The 16,830-nt window shown below is 64.3% G+C and carries 4 protein-coding genes; all 4 read right to left on the reverse strand.

Features of this window, described 5'->3' with window-relative positions:
* Positions 1-89: 89 nt before the first annotated feature.
* Positions 90-13,691, reverse strand: coding sequence for an Ig-like domain-containing protein (locus tag NFI08_RS04470; protein ID WP_349587523.1), 13,602 nt, complete (start codon positions 13,689-13,691; stop codon positions 90-92).
* A 666-nt stretch (positions 13,692-14,357) separates the two neighbouring features.
* Positions 14,358-15,665, reverse strand: coding sequence for an arsenic transporter (locus NFI08_RS04475; protein WP_349587526.1), 1,308 nt, complete (start codon positions 15,663-15,665; stop codon positions 14,358-14,360).
* Between the two features lie 13 nt (positions 15,666-15,678).
* Complete coding sequence (gene arsH, locus NFI08_RS04480) at positions 15,679-16,407, reverse strand: arsenical resistance protein ArsH (RefSeq protein ID WP_045994294.1); 729 nt, start codon at positions 16,405-16,407, stop codon at positions 15,679-15,681.
* Positions 16,404-16,829 carry an arsenate reductase (glutaredoxin) gene (arsC, locus tag NFI08_RS04485; RefSeq protein WP_124804612.1) on the reverse strand — a complete coding sequence of 142 codons (426 nt, stop codon included), beginning with the start codon at positions 16,827-16,829 and terminating at the stop codon, positions 16,404-16,406. The genes arsH and arsC overlap by 4 nt, the downstream gene beginning before the upstream one ends.
* Position 16,830 lies beyond the last annotated feature (1 nt).

Below are 16,830 nucleotides of genomic sequence, written 5' to 3' on the forward strand. Positions count from 1 at the left end.
CAGCGCCCCGCCAGCAAGCCACGAACGGCGCCTTGGCCTGCGTGGTCGACCTGACCTTGCTTGCACTGCGCCAGGCGCTACCCCCACCCTCAATTGACCTCCACGTTGACGGTGTCTTCCACCAGCAGCGTGGTGCTGCCCAGGCTGTACTCGACATAGGTGGTGTCGCCGCTGGTCTGCTCGTTGCCCGTGGCCACGGCGCCGCTAGCACTGAGCGTATCGCCGTCATCACCCTCCACCTTCAGGATGTTGTCATCATCGGTCAGGGCGATGGCCTCGTCCTCGTCGAGGGACAGGCGGGTTGCGCCGTCGTCGTCTCCCAGGTCGATACGCTCAATATTGCCGACCGTGCCGACGTCAGCATCGGTCAGATCGAGATCGATGCCGCCATCGAGCAGCAGCACATCCTCGCCGGTACCGCCGTCGATGGCATCGAAGCCCGTCCCGGAAAGACGAATCTCATCGTTGCCGGCGCCACCATTGAAGGTATCGCTGCCCTGACCATCGATCAGCAGGTCGTCGCCACCGCCACCGTCGAGGATGTCGTCGCCTGCTCCGCCTCTCAGCAGATCATTGCCGCCCCCGGCGTCGATGGTGTCGTTGCCGGCGTAGCCATAGAAGCGTTCGTTGCCGAGGCCACCATCCAGGTCGTTATTGCCTCCATCGCCTTCTTCGATGTAGGTGCTGCCACCGAAGAGCTGGTCCAACGCTTCGGCTTGCACCAGATTGCCGACCAGTTCGCTGTCCTCGAGTCCTTCGGTGTCCGTGGCGCTGATGCGAAGCGCGTTCAACACACTGAGCTGCAGGTCAGTGCCAAGACCGAGCAGACCGCCGTCGCCATCGGTAAACTTCACGCTGCCAAGCAACTCATTGACCGCCAGATTGTCGATGGGACCGCCATCCAGCGCGGTGATGGTCAGCGAGGCCCGCGGCGCCACGAGCCCAAGGACGCCGCTGGAACTCTCGGTCGAGATGCTCAGACCGAGCTCCTGAGCCATGGCCTGAGATGCCGTCAGTTCGACCGAGTCGGTCAGATTGATATCGAGCAAGGGACGGAAGTCGATCGTGACCGACGCAAGATTGTTCTCGGCATCGGCAGCCACCAACGCCTGGCTGTTGAGATCGAGGATGCCCAGCGCCGAGACATCCAGCAGCCCCAGCAGGCCGCTGTCGGCCTGCACGATCGGCGCGGTATTGTCTGGATCCGGGTCGCTGGGGACCGTCGGTTCGTCCAGTGTTCCGGTCTCATCGACCGCCACACTGGTGGACGTGCTGTCGCCATCCCCGTCGGTCAGGGTCGCGTCGATCTCGGTGGACGACTTGAAGCCGCCGACCGCCGTCTCTCCCGCCTGAACGGTGGTGTCCACGGAGAGATGGCCACCCTCGAGAAGTTGCTGAATGATCTGCCAGTCGGACGCCGCATCTGCCCCCTGGCCGACCAGATCGACACCTTCGAGCAGGATGACCTGGTCCGTGGTGCTAGCGTCGTAGCCACCCAGGTAGCCGCCGCTGGAGCTGATCTCGAGGCGGGTATCGCCACCCGCGGTGCGCACGAAGTGCAGGAAGCTGGTCAGATTGCCGGGATCAGTACCGATCCTGACCTCGTTTTGCAAAAGGCCCTGAAGGTCCAGAATATCGCCATCGCCGAGCGAGAAGTCAGTGATGGTGTCGACGACAGGGCTACCGGCGACCCCTGCGTTTCCGGCTTCAAAGCGGAACACATCCTGGCCGGATCCGCCGGTCAGGGTATCGGCACCGCCACCGCCGATCAGCAGGTCGTTACCGTCCTCGCCGGACAAGCTGTCATCGCCGGCCCCACCCCGCAGGATGTCATTGCCGGCGCCGGCGTTCAGGGTATCGTTGCCGCCGTAGCCATAGAGGCGATCGCTGTTGGCACCTCCGGTGAGGGTTTCACCAGAAGACGTCCCCTCGTCCACGTTACTGGCGGGATTTTGCAGCAGGTCCTCGGCAACGCCGATATCCAATAGATCTGATACTGCTGCAGAGTCGGTATTACCCTGTGAGTCAGTGACCGTGATACTGGTTCCACTGAGTATATCGAGGTTCACAAGACCTGAAGAAAGGTAGATCGTACCCAGCAACTCATTCAGCGCCTGCGCATCGACAGAATCCCCATTATTCGCTGTCAACGTCAATGTTGCGCTTGTCGTTACGGCGCCAAGAAGAATGGTGGTTTTTTCATAGGCCACCTCTATTCCCAGCGCATCTGCCAGCTCTTCAGACCAATTCCAATCTCTGCCCCCCAGCAGGCTGACATCGACGGCCGGGTCGTAAACCAATTCCACGCTGGCGATATCATTGTCCGCATCGGCCACGCTGAACGCCTGCTGATCGGAAAAATCGATAAGACCAAGCGCGTTGACACCGACCAGATCAAGCAACGAACTATCTGACGTCGAGGCAATTGGCGCATTATTACCAGGCAAAAACGCCAGATTGCTATCGTCGAAAGCATAGCTGTAGCGACCACTTTCGAGATTGACGTCAAAGGTCTCGCCTTTCACGGTGGTAACCGTCAACTGGCTGGACGTATCGTCGTATTGGTAGCCGGCAATCAGGTCGGACTGTCCCTGCTGCGCCACGCTATCGCTGTCCTGGTTGTAGCTGAAGGTCACCCCATCAATCACGATGGAACTGACCACACCACCATCGGCACCAAAGTCATCGACCAGCGTGCCCTCCACCGGCTGAGTCATCCCGCTGGTATCGATAAGCACAGGCGCCGCGGCGTCGGGCACGGCGTCGGTGAGCTGGATCTCCAGGCTGCCCTCGGCGCTGTTGCCGGCGGCGTCCACGGTCGAGACCTGGAAGCCGAGCTCCTGAATGTCCGCACCAAGGGCCGGGTGATCCAGCGCCGCCAACTGGGTAAAGGTGTAAGCACCCGTTGCCCCGTTGATGACCAGCGTCGCGACGTCACTGCCTGCCGCCGTCGCCGTCATGGTGTAGCTCTGTTGCTGGGCATCGTAACTGCCCGCCCAGGTGACATCGCTGCCACCGGCGGTAAGCCCCTCCGGTGGGGTGACCTCAATCTGCGCCAGGTCTCCCCAGTCATTTCCGGCCAGGTTGCCCGAAACCGTGGCATCCACCGCTTCGTTCAGCGCCCCGCTGCTGTCGGCGATCAAGGCACCAGTGGTGTCCAGGGTCGTGGTATCTGTCACGGTCCCGCTATTACCGGCGGCATCCTCAAGCGTCATGGTGACCGTCAATTCGCCATCGGTAAGCGTGCTGAGGTCGAGGCCCGTGACGCTCACCGTGCCATCGACAGCCACGGTAATAGCGCTGGGGTCGACGGTGATATCGGCGGTACCACTATGGCCGTCACTGATCACGATGCTGGACTGGGTGCTGTCAGCATCGATCTGCCCGCTAAGGGAAATATCCGTCGCTTCCGCATCGCCGATCAGCTCATCATCGAAGGCAATCGCGTTGTTCGGACCGCCAGGCGCGGTCGTATCCACGTTGAAGTCGAGCGCAGCAGACGGCTCGGAGCTATTGCCGGCGGCGTCGGTAATCACCGCATCAACGCTGTAGCTGCCGTCTTCCAGGGCATCGCTCGGAATCACCAGCGTGGCGTTGCCATTGGTGACGTCGTCCGCGGTGACCGTGTAGACAACCTCGGAGGTCACATCATCGGCATCGGTGACACTAAGCGTAACGGTGTCACCGGTCTGGGTACCGATGGTCAGACTGACAGCAACCTGCACGCCATCGGCCAGCTCGTCGGCATTGATGCCATCCGCAGCCTCGGCGATCGCCAGGCTCGGGGCGTCTGTTCCACCAGAACCACCGGGGCTGGTGGTGTCGACGTTCAGCTCGAAGCCGTCGCTCGGCTCCGAGGTATTGCCAGCGGCATCGGTGGCAGTCACCGTAAGGCTGTAATCACCTTCGGCCAGCGGGTCCGTCGGGGTGAAGGTCCAGTTGCCGCTGCCATCGGCTTCGGTGGTACCCAGTACGGTGTCACCATCGAGGATGGTCACCGTGCTGTCCGCCTCGGCGGTGCCGGTCAGCGTCGGGGTAGCGTCATCGGTGCTGTCACCGCTGGAAAGCGGCCCGGATACATTACCCACGTTGTCCGAGGCCGTGGTGATGGCCGGCACCACCGGGGCGCTGGTGTCGACGCTCAGGTCGAAGGCCGTGCTCGGATCGGAAGTATTACCGGCAGCATCGGTGGCGGTAGCGGTGAAGCTGTGGCTACCTTCGCCGAGGTCTGTGGCCGGGGTATAGCTCCAATCGCCGCTGTCATCCGCAACGGCGGTGCCCAGCACCGTGTCACCATCGAGGATGGTCACCGTGCTGCCCGCCACTGCGGTACCAGACAGCGTCGGGGTGGCGTCGTCGGTGCTGTCACCGCTGGCAAGCGGATCGGTCACATCGCCCACGTTGTCAGATGCCGTCGTGATGCTCGGTACCGCAGGCGCGGCCGTGTCCACGCGGAATTCGACAGCGGGGGAAGAGGCCGCTGAGCTATTGCCCGCGGCATCAGCAATCACCGCCGTAACGCTGTAGTTGCCGTCTGCCAGGGCATCGCTCGGAATCACCACCGTGGCGCTGCCATTGGTGACATCGTCCGCCGTGACCGTATAGGGAACCTCGGAGGTCACATCATCGGCATCGGTGACGCTCAGCGTGATGGTGTCACCGGCCTGGGTGCCGGCGGTCAGGCCGACACTGGCCTGAACGCCATCGGCCAGTTCACTGGCATTGATGCCATCCGCGGCCTCGGCAATCGCCAGGGTCGGGGCGTCCGTGCCGGCGTCGCCGCCAGGGCTGGTCGCATCGACATTGAAGCCGACGCTGTTGGACGGTGCAGAATTGTTGCCCGCGATATCAGATATCACCGCCTCGACGCTGTAGTCGCCGTCTGCCAGGGCATCGCTCGGGATCTCCACCGTGGCGCTACCGTCTGTGACATCGTCCGCCGTGACCGTGTAGGTAACCTCGGAGGTCACGTCATCGGCATCGGTGACGCTCAGCGTAATGGTGTCACCGGCCTGGGTGCCGGCGGTCAGGCCGACACTGGCCTCAACGCCATCGGCCAGTTCACTGGAATTGATGGCGCCATCCGCGGCCTCGGCAATCGCCAGCGTCGGGGCGTCGGTGCCGTCGACACCACCAGGGCTGGTGGTGTCGACGCTCAGCTCGAAGGCGTCGCTCGGATCGGAAGTATTACCGGCGGCATCGGTGGCGGTGACCGTCAGGCTATGGCTGCCTTCGGCCAGCGGCCCCGTCGGGGTGAACGTCCAGTTGCCGCTGCCGTCGGCTTCGGTGGTACCCAGTACGGTGTCGCCGTCGAGGATGGTCACGGTGCTGTCCGCCTCGGCGGTGCCGGTCAGCGTCGGGGTGGTGTCGTCGGTGCTGTCACCGCTGGCAAGCGGATCGGTCACATCGCCCACGTTGTCAGATGCCGTCGTGATGCTCGGCACCTCAGGCGCGGCCGTGTCCACGCGGAATTCGACAGCGGGGGAAGAGGCCGCTGAGCTATTGCCAGCGGCATCAGCAATCACCGCCGTCACGCTGTAGTTGCCGTCTGCCAGGGCATCGCTCGGAATCACCACCGTGGCATTGCCATTGGTGACATCGTCCGCCGTGACCGTATAGGCAACCTCGGAGGTCACATCATCGGCATCGGTGACGCTCAGCGTAATGGTGTCACCGGCCTGGGTACCGGTGGTCAGGTCGACACTGGCCTGAACACCATCGGCCAGCTCATCGGCGTCGATGCTGTCGTCCTCGGCCTCTGCGATTGCCAGGGTCGGGGCGTCGGTGCCGGCGTCGCCACCGGGGCTGGTGGTGTCGACGACCAGTTCAAAGGCGTCGCTCGGCTCCGAGGTTTGGCCAGCGTCATCGGTGGCGGTAGCGGTGAGGCTGTGGCTACCCTCGCCGAGCTCCGAGGCCGGGGTGTAGCTCCAATGGCCGCTGTCATCCGCAACGGCGGTACCCAGTTCGCTGTCACCATCGAGGATGGTCACCGTGCTGTGCGCCTCGGCGGTACCGGATAGCGTCGGGGTGGCGTCATCGGTGCTGTCGCCGCTGGCAAGCGACCCGGTGACGTCACCTTCATCGTCCGCGACCTCTGCAATGGTCGGTGCGACCGGCGGCTGGGTGTCGTCAAGGGAGGTGTCGACCGTGGTGGTTGCCTGCGGGCTGGTATTGCCCGCCGGATCCGTCGCGGTCACCGTGACCACGGTATCGTCTGCCAGCGGAGCATCCGGCGCCACCGACCAGTCACCGGTCGTCTCGTCCGCGGTGGTCGTCAGGTCCGAGGTGCCGTCACCATCGACGTCGAGCTCAATCGTGCTCCCGGGCTCGGCGGTCCCGCTGATCACAGAGCCGTCGGTAGGATTGATGACAGGCGCGTCTGGCGCGCTGATGTCCACATTCAACTCGAAGGCGTCGCTCGGCTCCGAGGTATTGCCGGCGGGATCGGTCGCGGTGACCGTCAGACTGTGACTGCCTTCGCCCAGCGGGTCCGTCGGTGTAAAGCTCCAGTTGCCACTATCGTCTGCCGTCACCGTATCCACGACCTCGCCACCATCGAGGATGGTGACCGTGCTGTCCGCCTCGGCGGTGCCGGTCAGCGTCGGGGTGGTGTCGTCGGTGCTGTCACCGCTGGTCAGTGCGCCGGTGAGGGCACCCGCATCGTCCTGAACCTGGCCAATGCTCGGCACCTCAGGGACGGCGGCGTCCACGCCGAAGTCGACACTGGGGGACGCCGCAGAGCTGTTGCCGGCGGCATCGGTAATCACCGCCGCGACGCTGTAGTCGCCGTCTGCCAGGGCACCGCTCGGAATCACCACCGTGGCGCTGTCGTTGGAGACATCGTCCGCGGTGACCGTATAGGAAACCTGGGAGGTCACGTCATCGCTATCGGTGACACTCAGCGTGATGGTGTCACCGGCCTGGGTACCGTCCGTCAGGCCGACGCTGGCCTCAACGCCATCGGCCAGTTCACTGGCGTTGACGGTGTCGTCTGCGGCCTCGGCAATCGCCAGAGTCGGGGCGTCCGTGCCGGCGTCACCACCAGGGCTGGTGGTGTCGACGCCCAGCTCAAAGGCGTCGCTCGGATCGGAAGTATTACCGGCGGCATCGGTGGCGGTAGCGGTAAAGCTGTAGTCACCTTCGGCCAGCGGGTCCGTCGGGGTGAACGTCCAGTCGCCGCTGCCGTCGGCTTCGGCGGTACCCAGTACGGTGTCACCGTCGTAGATGGTCACGGTGCTGTCCGCCTCGGCGGTGCCGGTCAGCGTCGGGGTGGCGTCGTCAGTGCTGTCGCCGCTGGCAAGCGGGCCGGTCACATCGCCCACGTTGTCAGATGCCGTCGTGATGCTCGGCACCTCAGGCGCGGCCGTGTCCACGCGGAATTCAACAGCGGGGGAAGACGCCGCAGAGCCGTTGCCGGCGGCATCAGCAATCACCGCCTCGACGCTATAGTTGCCATCTTCCAGCGCATCGCTCGGAATCATCAGCTTGGCGCTGCCATCGGTAACGTCGTCCGCTGTGACCGTGTAGGTAACCTCGGAGGTCTCGTTATCGGCGGTGGTGACATTCAGCGTAATGGTATCCCCGGCCTGGGTGCCGTCCGTCAGATCGACGATCGCCTGAACGCCATCGGCCAGCTCATCGGCGCTGATGGTGCCGTCCGCGGCCTCGGCGATCTCCAGGGTGGGGGCATCAGTACCGTCACTACCACCGGGGCTGGTGGTGTCGACGCTCAGTTCAAAGGCGTCGCTCGCCTCCGAGGTATTACCGGCAGCATCGGTGGCGGTAGCGGTAAAGCTGTGGCTGCCCTCGCCGAGTTCTGTGGCCGGGGTATAGCTCCAATGACCGCTGTCATCCGCAACCGCGGTGCCCAGCACCGTGTCACCATCGAGGATGGTCACCGTGCTGCCCGCCACTGCGGTACCAGACAGCGTCGGGGTGGTGTCGTCGGTGCTGTCACCGCTGGCAAGCGGATCGGTCACATCGCCCACGTCGTCCGAGGCCGTCATGATGCTCGGTACCGCAGGCGCGGCAGTGTCCACGCGGAATTCGACAGCGGGGGAAGAGGCCGCTGAGCTATTGCCGGCAGCATCAGAAATCACCGCCTCGACGCTGTAGTCGCCGTCTGCCAGGGCATCGCTCGGAATCACCACCGTGGCGCTGTCGTTGGCGACATCGTCCGCCGTGACCGTATAGACAACCTCGGAGGTCGCGTCATCAGCATCGGTGACGCTCAACGTGATGGTGTCCCCGGCCTGGGTACCGGTGGTCAGGCCGACTCTGGCCTGAACGCCATCGGACAGCTCGTCGGCGTTGATGGAGTCGTCGTCCGCCTCGTTAGCCTCGTCGATGGTCAGGGTCGGGGCGTCGGAACCGTCATTGCCCCCGGGGCTGGTCGCATCCACAGTGAAGTCGACGCCGTTGGACGGGGCAGAACTGTTGCCGGCGGCGTCGCTAATCACCGCCGCGACGCTGTAGTCACCGTCTGTCAGCGCATCGCTCGGAATCACCACCGTGGCGCTGCCGCCAGTGACGTCGTCTGCCGTCACGGTGTAGGGAACCTCGGAGGTCACGTCGTCGGCGGTGGTGACACTCAGCGTAATGGTGTCCCCGGCCTGGGTGCCTTCTGTCAGTCCGACGATGGCCTCAACGCCATCGGAAAGCTCAGCGGCGTTGATGGTGTCGTCCAAGGCCTCGGCAATCGCCAGGGTCGGAGCGACCGTACCGGCGTCACCACCAGGACTGGTCGCATCCACGTTGAAGTCGATGCTGTTGGACGGGGCAGAACTGTTGCCGGCGGCGTCGGTAATCACCGCCGCGACGCTGTAGTCGCCGTCTGCCAGCGCATCGCTCGGAATCATCACCGTGGCGCTGCCATTGGAGACGTCGTCCGCCGTGACCGTGTAGGGAACCTCGGAGGTCACGTCGTCGGCATCGGTGACGCTCAGCGTAATGGTGTCCCCGACCTGGGTACCGGTGGTCAGGCCGACGCTGGCCTCAACGCCATCGGCCAGTTCACTGGCGTTGATGCTGTCGTCCTCAGCCTCGTCGATTGCCAGAGTCGGGGCGTCCGTGCCGGTATCGCCGCCGGGGCTGGTCGCATCCACAGTGAAGCCAACGCTGTTGGACGGTGCTGAACTGTTGCCGGCGGCATCAGAAATCACCGCCGCGACGCTGTAGTCGCCGTCTGCCAGCGCATCGCTCGGAATCACCACCGTGGCGCTGCCATTGGTGACGTCGTCCGCCGTGACCGTGTAGGGAACCTCGGAGGTCACGTCATCGGCATCGGTGACACTCAGCGTGATGGTGTCCCCGGCCTGGGTGCCGGCGGTCAGACCGACGCTGGCCTGAACGCCATCGGACAGCTCATCGGCGTTGATGCTGTCGTCCTCAGCCTCGTCGATTGCCAGGCTCGGGGCGTCCGTGCCGGCGTCGCCGCCGGGGCTGGTCGCATCCACAGTGAAGTCGATGCTGTTGGACGGTGCTGAACTGTTGCCGGCGGCATCAGAAATCACCGCCTCGACGCTGTAGTCGCCGTCTGCCAGGGCATCGCTCGGAATCACCACCGTGGCGCTGCCATTGGTGACATCGTCCGCCGTGACCGTATAGGAAACCTCGGAGGTCACGTTATCGGCATCGGTGACGCTCAGGGCGATGGTGTCACCGGCCTGGGTGCCGTCCGTCAGGCCGACGCTGGCCTGAACACCATCGGCCAGCTCATCGGCGTCGATGCTGTCGTCGTCCTCGGCCTCTGCGATTGCCAGGGTCGGGGCGTCGGTGCCGGCGTCGCCACCGGGGCTGGTGGTGTCGACGACCAGTTCAAAGGCGTCGCTCGGCTCCGAGGTATTGCCAGCGTCATCGGTGGCGGTAGCGGTGAGGCTGTGGCTACCCTCGCCGAGCTCCGAGGCCGGGGTGTAGCTCCAATGGCCGCTGTCATCCGCAACGGCGGTACCCAGTTCGCTGCCACCATCGAAGATGGTCACCGTGCTGTGCGCCTCGGCGGTACCGGATAGCGTCGGGGTGGCGTCATCGGTGCTGTCGCCGCTGGCAAGCGACCCGGTGACGTCGCCTTCATCGTCCGCGACCTCTGCAATGGTCGGTGCGACCGGCGGCTGGGTGTCGTCAATGGAGGTGTCGACCGTGGTGGTTGCCTGCGGGCTGGTATTGCCCGCCGGATCCGTCGCGGTCACCGTGACCACGGTATCGTCTGCCAGCGGAGCATCCGGCGCCACCGACCAGTCACCGGTCGTCTCGTCAGCAGTGGTCGTCAGGTCAGAGGTGCCATCACCATCGACGTCGAGCTCAATCGTGCTCCCGGGCTCGGCGGTCCCGCTGATCACGGAGCCGTCGGTAGGATTGATGACAGGCGCGTCTGGCGCGCTGATATCCACGTTCAACTCGAAGGCGTCGCTCGGCTCCGAGGTGTTGCCGGCGGGATCGGTCGCGGTGACCGTCAGGCTGTGACTGCCTTCGCCCAGCGGGTCCGTCGGTGTAAAGCTCCAGTTGCCGCTATCGTCGGCTTCGACACTGCCCAGCACGGTGTCACCATCCAGGATGGTGACCGTGCTACCCGCCTCGGCGGTGCCGGACAGCGTCGGGGTGGTGTCGTCGGTGCTGTCACCGCTGGTCAGTGCGCCGGTGAGGGCACCCGCATCGTCCTGAACCTGACCAATGCTCGGCACCTCAGGGGCGGCGGCGTCCACGCCGAAGTCGACACTGGGGGACGCCGCAGAGCTGTTGCCGGCGGCATCAGAAATCACCGCCGCGACGCTGTAGCTGCCATCTGCCAGAGCACCGCTCGGAATCACCACCGTGGCGCTGCCATTGGTGACGTCGTCCGCGGTGACCGTATAGGAAACCTCGGAGGTCACGTCATCGGCATCTGTGACGCTCAGCGTGATGGTGTCACCGGCCTGGGTACCGTCCGTCAGGCCGACGCTGGCCTCAACGCCATCGGACAGCTCATCGGCGTTGACGGTGTCGTCCGCGGCCTCGGCAATCGCCAGGGTCGGGGCGTCTGTGCCGGCGTCACCACCAGGGCTGGTGGTGTCGACGCCCAGCTCAAAGGCATCACTCGGCGCCGAAGTATTGCCGGCGGGGTCGGTGGCGGTGACCGTCAGACTATGACTGCCTTCGGCCAGCGGTTGCTCGGGGGTAAAGCTCCAGTTGCCACTGCCGTCGGCTTCGACACTGCCCAGCACGGTGTCGCCATCCAGGACAGTGACCGTGCTGCCCGCCTCTGCGCTACCGGACAGCGTCGGGGTGGTGTCGTCGGTGCTCTCACCGCTGGCAAGCGGCCCGGTGACGTCACCGGCATCGTCCTCTACCGCACCGATGTCCGGCACTCCCGGCGCTTCGGTATCTACGCTCAGTTCAAAGGCATCGCTCGGACCGGAAGTATTGCCGGCGGCATCGGTGGCGGTGACCGTCAGGCTATGGCTGCCTTCGGCCAGCGGGTCCGTCGGCGTATAGCTCCAGTTGCCGCTGCCGTCGGCTTCGACACTGCCCAGTACGGTGTCACCGTCGAGGATGGTCACGGTGCTGCCCGCCTCTGCGCTACCGGACAGCGTCGGGGTGGTGTCGTCGGTGCTGTCTCCGCTGGTCAGAGGCGCGGCAACGTCACCCGCATCGTCCTGCACCTCACCGATGGTCGGCACTACCGGCGCGGCGGTATCCACGCTCAGTTCGAAGGCAGCGCTCGGTTCGGACGTGTTGTTGGAGGCATCGGTCGCGGTGACCGTCAGGCTATGGCTGCCTTCGGCCAGCGGTTGTTCAGGCGTGAAACTCCAGTGACCGCTCTCGTCTGCGGTCACCGTATCCAGAAGATCGTCGCCATCCTTGATGGTGACCGTGCTGCCCGCCTCTGCACTACCGGAAAGCGTCGGGGTGGCGTCGTCGGTGCTGTCGCCGCTGGCCAACTGCCCGGTGATGTCGCCTTCATCGTCCACCACCGCGGAGATGGTCGGTGCGGCTGGCGCCTGGGTGTCCACCAGGGCGGTATCCACCTCTACCGTGACTTCCGGACTGACGTTACCCGCCTCGTCGATCGCCAACGCTACCACCATGGTGTCGTCGGCCAGCGGAGTAGGCGGCGCCACCGACCAGTCACCGGTCGTCGGGTCCGCCTCGACTTGCATCATCGTGGTGCCATCGCCGCCAACGTCGACCTCAACCATGCAGCCCGGCTCGGCTTTCCCGCTGATCACGGTGCCATCGGTCGGATTGATGAGCGGCGCGGTTGGCGCGCTGGTATCCACGTTCAACTCGAAGGCGCCGCTCGACTCCGAGGTGTTGCCGGCAGCGTCGGTCGAGGTGACGGTAAGGCTATGGCTACCGTCGGCGAGAAGCTCCGAGGGGGTAAAGCTCCAGCTTCCGCTGTCATCGACGGTGATGGCGTCGAGCACCGTGTCGCCATCCTTGATGGTCACCGTGCTACCCGCCTCGGCGACACCGGAAAGCGTCGGGGTGGCGTCGTCTGTGCTGTCACCACTGGAAAGAGGCCCGGTGTCATCGCCTTCGTCATCCACGACCTGTGCGATGATCGGAGTCGCCGGGGCAGCAGCGTCCACCGTCAACGACGCTTCCGGGCTCGCGTTTCCCGCCGAGTCGGTCGCCGTCACCGTGACGACAGAAGCGTCAGCCAGTGGCGAAGAGGGTTCCACCGACCACTCGCCGGTTGTCTCATCCGCGGTGACCGTCAGATCCGCCGTACCATCACCATCAAGGTCGACTTCGATCCTGCTTCCGGGTTCGGCACTGCCGCTGATGACGGTGCCATCACTCGGGTTCAGGGTCGGCACGTCGGGCGCGGCGGTATCGACCGTCAGCTCAACGGCATCGCTCGCATCCGAGGTGTTGCCGGCGGCATCGGTGGCGGTGACCGTCAGGCTATGGCTGCCTTCGGCCAGCGGCTCGCTGGGGGTAAAGCTCCAGTTGCCGCTGTCGTCCGCGATGACGGTCCCCAGCACCGCGTCGCCGTCACGAATGGTAATGGTGCTGCCCGCCTCTGCGCTGCCGGACAGCGTCGGGGTGGTATCGTCGGTGCTGTCGCCGCTGGAAAGTGGCCCGGTGACATCGCCCTGATCATCGCGGATGGCGCCGATCTGTGGGGCCGACGGAGCGGTGTCATCGGTGCTGTCGTCGCTATCTTGATCGTCGCCGCCGTCGCTGTCGTCACCGCTATCGTCGTCACTATCGCTGCCGTCACCGGCAGGGGCGTCACCGTCGTCGTCGCTGCCGCCACCACCGCCACCGGCGGCCGCAGCAGCCAGACCCGCAGCGGCGGCGCCACCAAGAATCGCAGCGCCGGTCCAGCCGCTGCCACCCTCTTCAGCCGAGGCCACCATCTCGAAGCCTGCCATGTCGGGCTGGGGAACGTACTGCGCGGCAACGACGCCGTTGTCAGCGGCCGGCGCCAGGTCAGCCCAGACGACGCCACCTTCATCATCAACCAGGTAAAGCTCGCTCGGTCCTGCGCCAGCGTCGGTATAGAACCCGACGATCTTCAGGGTCTGGCCGTTGGCCATCTCGACGATCAGGTCGTCACCGTCTCTGACAAGGGAGGCAATATCCTCTGGACTAATGTCCAGCAATACCTTGCTTGATGTTTCGAGAACGAGATCACCCTCGACCTCCCACGCGACAGCCTTGGAAAGTTCCTCTTCCAGACGGCTAACCTTGACAGTCATTCCCATGCGACACCCCTTGTCGGTTCTTCTGGCTTCCTGCGCTTCTCGCTCCAACGCCACAGCAAGCCCAACGTCTTCTTAGAGAGGACTTGTGCTTAACCATGTAAGACAAAGGCATCTAGATAGGCAAGGGGGAAAACATCGATATTAATGGCGAGAAATATCGTTAAAAAAACGATTAAAGAAAAAACGACAGACAAAACAGATCATTGTGGAAATAAGAATGTTCGCGCGCCAACAAAAATAAAAATTATCTTGTTGATATTAAAGGAATTTTAAAGTTTTTATTTTGCTCTCATTATGTATCTAACTTGATTAAAAATGTCACAAAAAGAAAGTCGGCACGGTGTCCGTCTGGTTATAAACAATCAAAACTGTGAAACATACGGCTTTATGGACTTCCCTCGCTCTTCGACAACAGATGTATTGATTACAACTTCACTATTCACCGTCTTACTTGTGCTTCACCAAAAAACACCCTCTGCACAAAGGCTTTAATGGTGAGGAGTCTCGGTTGTCAGGGAGATCGCTCTGTCTGAAAAGCCACGACGACGACGCCTGCCGGCCGGATCTAACGGCATCAGAGGCGTCAGTAAAACACGCTGAAGATCGGATTGGACTCAAGGGACACCGGCGCTCAGTGGCGCCAGTGCCTTCAGAGTGACGACTCCCTCAGGACGAGATCAGCGGCAGCCACAACCATAGCGCCAGCAGCGCGGCCAGCAGTACCGGCGGGGTCAACTTGAGCCCGACCTTCATGTACTGGCTCCAGCTGATGTGGGTGCCCTTTTCCGCCAGCACGTGCAACCACAGCAGGGTGGCCAGGCTACCGATGGGGGTGAACTTGGGCCCCAGGTCGTTGCCGATGACGTTGGCGTAGATCATCAGCTCCCGGGTCAGGTCGCCGACCTGGGCCTGGTCGATGGCGAGTGCCCCCACCAGGGTGGAGGGCATGTTGTTCATGATCGAGGCCAGCAGCGCCGAGGCCACACCGGTACCCAGCGTCGCCACCAGGGTGCCCTGCTGGCCGAGCCAGGTCAGCAGAGCGCTGGCATCCTCGGTCAGCCAGGCGTTGCCGAGCCCGTAGACCACCAGGTACATGCCTACCGAGAACAGCACGATCTGCCAGGGCGCGCCCTTGAACACCCGCGACAGCGAGATCACCGTGCTGCCCCCTGCCTGGTGCCAGCGACCGGCCAGGGCGACCAGCACCAGCGCCGCGCTGCCGGTCACCAGCGCCACCGGCACGCCCAGCGGCGCGGTGACGAAGAACGCCACCAGCAGCGTCGCCAGCACCGGGAAGGCGGCGCGGAACACCAGCGGGTCACGGATGGCATGGCTCGGCGCCTCGAGGCGTTCGACGTCGTACTCCTTTGGAATATCGCTGCGGAACATCCAGGTCAGCACCAGCAGGGTCGCTGCCAGCGAGACCAGGTCCACCGGCACCATCACCATGGCGTAGTGGTTGAACGAGATATCGAAGAAGTTCGCGCTGACGATATTGACCAGGTTAGAGATGATCAGCGGCAGGCTGGTGGAGTCGGCGACGAAGCCGGTGGCGATGATGAAGGCCAGCGACGACTGAGGCGAGAACTTCAGGCGCAGCAGAATCGCCATGACGATGGGGGTCAGCAGCAGCGCGGCACCGTCATTGGCGAAAAAGGCCGCGATCACCGCCCCCAGCAGCACGATCAGCGGAAACAGGCGGCGTCCGTTGCCACCGCCCCAGCGCGCCACGTGCAGCGCCGCCCAGGAGAAGAATCCGGCCTCGTCGAGGATCAAGGAGATCAGGATCAGGGCGACGAAGGTGAAGGTCGCATCCCACACGATGTCCCACACCACCAGCACATCGGGCAATTGCACCACCCCGACGGCCAGGGCCACCGCGGCGCCCCCGAGGGCGCTGGTACCGATACCGAGGCCCTTTGGCTGCCAGATCACCAGCACCAGGGTCACGACGAAGATGGCGAATGCCAGCATGGAAAACTCCCTGTCAGAGACTGTCCTGATTGACCCGCGAAGACACCTGCTCGGCGCTTTCGACCCGCTCGGAATAACGCTGGGTCAGGTAGCCGTCACGGCCACGGTTGAGCCAGGTGAACTTCATCAGCTCCTCGCACACGTCGACCACGCGCAGGTACAGCGGCGACAAGCGCATCCGCCCCGCCTCGTTGAACTCGTTGAAGGCCTTGGGTACCGACGATTGATTGGGGATGGTCAGCATGCGCATCCAGCGCCCCAGCTGGCGCATCTGGTTCACCGTATTGAAGCTCTGGCTGCCGCCACACACCTGCATCAGCGCCAGGGTCTTGCCCTGGGTCGGGCGAACCCCGCCGAGTGACAGCGGAATCCAGTCGATCTGGGCCTTCATCACCGCCGTCATCGCACCGTGGCGCTCGGGGCTGACCCACAGCATGCCCTCGGCCCAGCTCGCCAGATCGCGCAGCTCGGCGACCTTGGGGTGGTCGGCCTCGGCGCCATCGGGCAGCGGCAGCCCCTGGGGGGAGAAGGTACGCACCTCGGCACCGAAGGCCGCGAGCAAACGCCCGGCCTCCTCGGCCAAGAGCCGCGAGTAGGAGCGCTCGCGCAGCGAGCCGTACAGCACCAGGATGCGAGGCGCATGGCGTGGCGCGCTGGGCGGGGCCAGCTCGTCCACGGCGATGGGCCGCCACAGCTCCGGGTCGATGTTGGGCAGGTCCTTGAGCAGGGTATCGGGGGTCATGTGCGGTTTGCCTCCAGCGTGACGGTTTCGCCGTCTTCCTTGGTGAAGCTGTCGCCCTCGATGGCCGACAGCGGCGCCTCGACCAGCGCCAGTACCCGTTCGGAGGGACGGCACAGCGCCGCGCCCCTGGCGGTCACCACGATGGGTCGGTTGATCAGAATCGGGTGGGCCATCATGGCGTCGATCAAGGCCTCGTCGTCGAGGCGGTCATCACCGAGGCCCAGCTCGTCGTAGGGCGTACCCTTCTGGCGCAGCAGGGCCCTGGGCGTGATGCCCATGGCCTCGATCAGCTCGACCAGGCGCTCACGGCTGGGCGGTGTCTTCAGGTATTCGATGACCTCGGGCGATTCGCCGGAGGCCTCGAGCATGGCCAGCACGTTGCGCGAGGTGCCGCAGGCCGGGTTGTGGTAGATCAGCGTCATG

The organism is Halomonas sp. EF61 (genome assembly GCF_040147045.1).
Taxonomy (GTDB): domain Bacteria; phylum Pseudomonadota; class Gammaproteobacteria; order Pseudomonadales; family Halomonadaceae; genus Halomonas; species Halomonas litopenaei.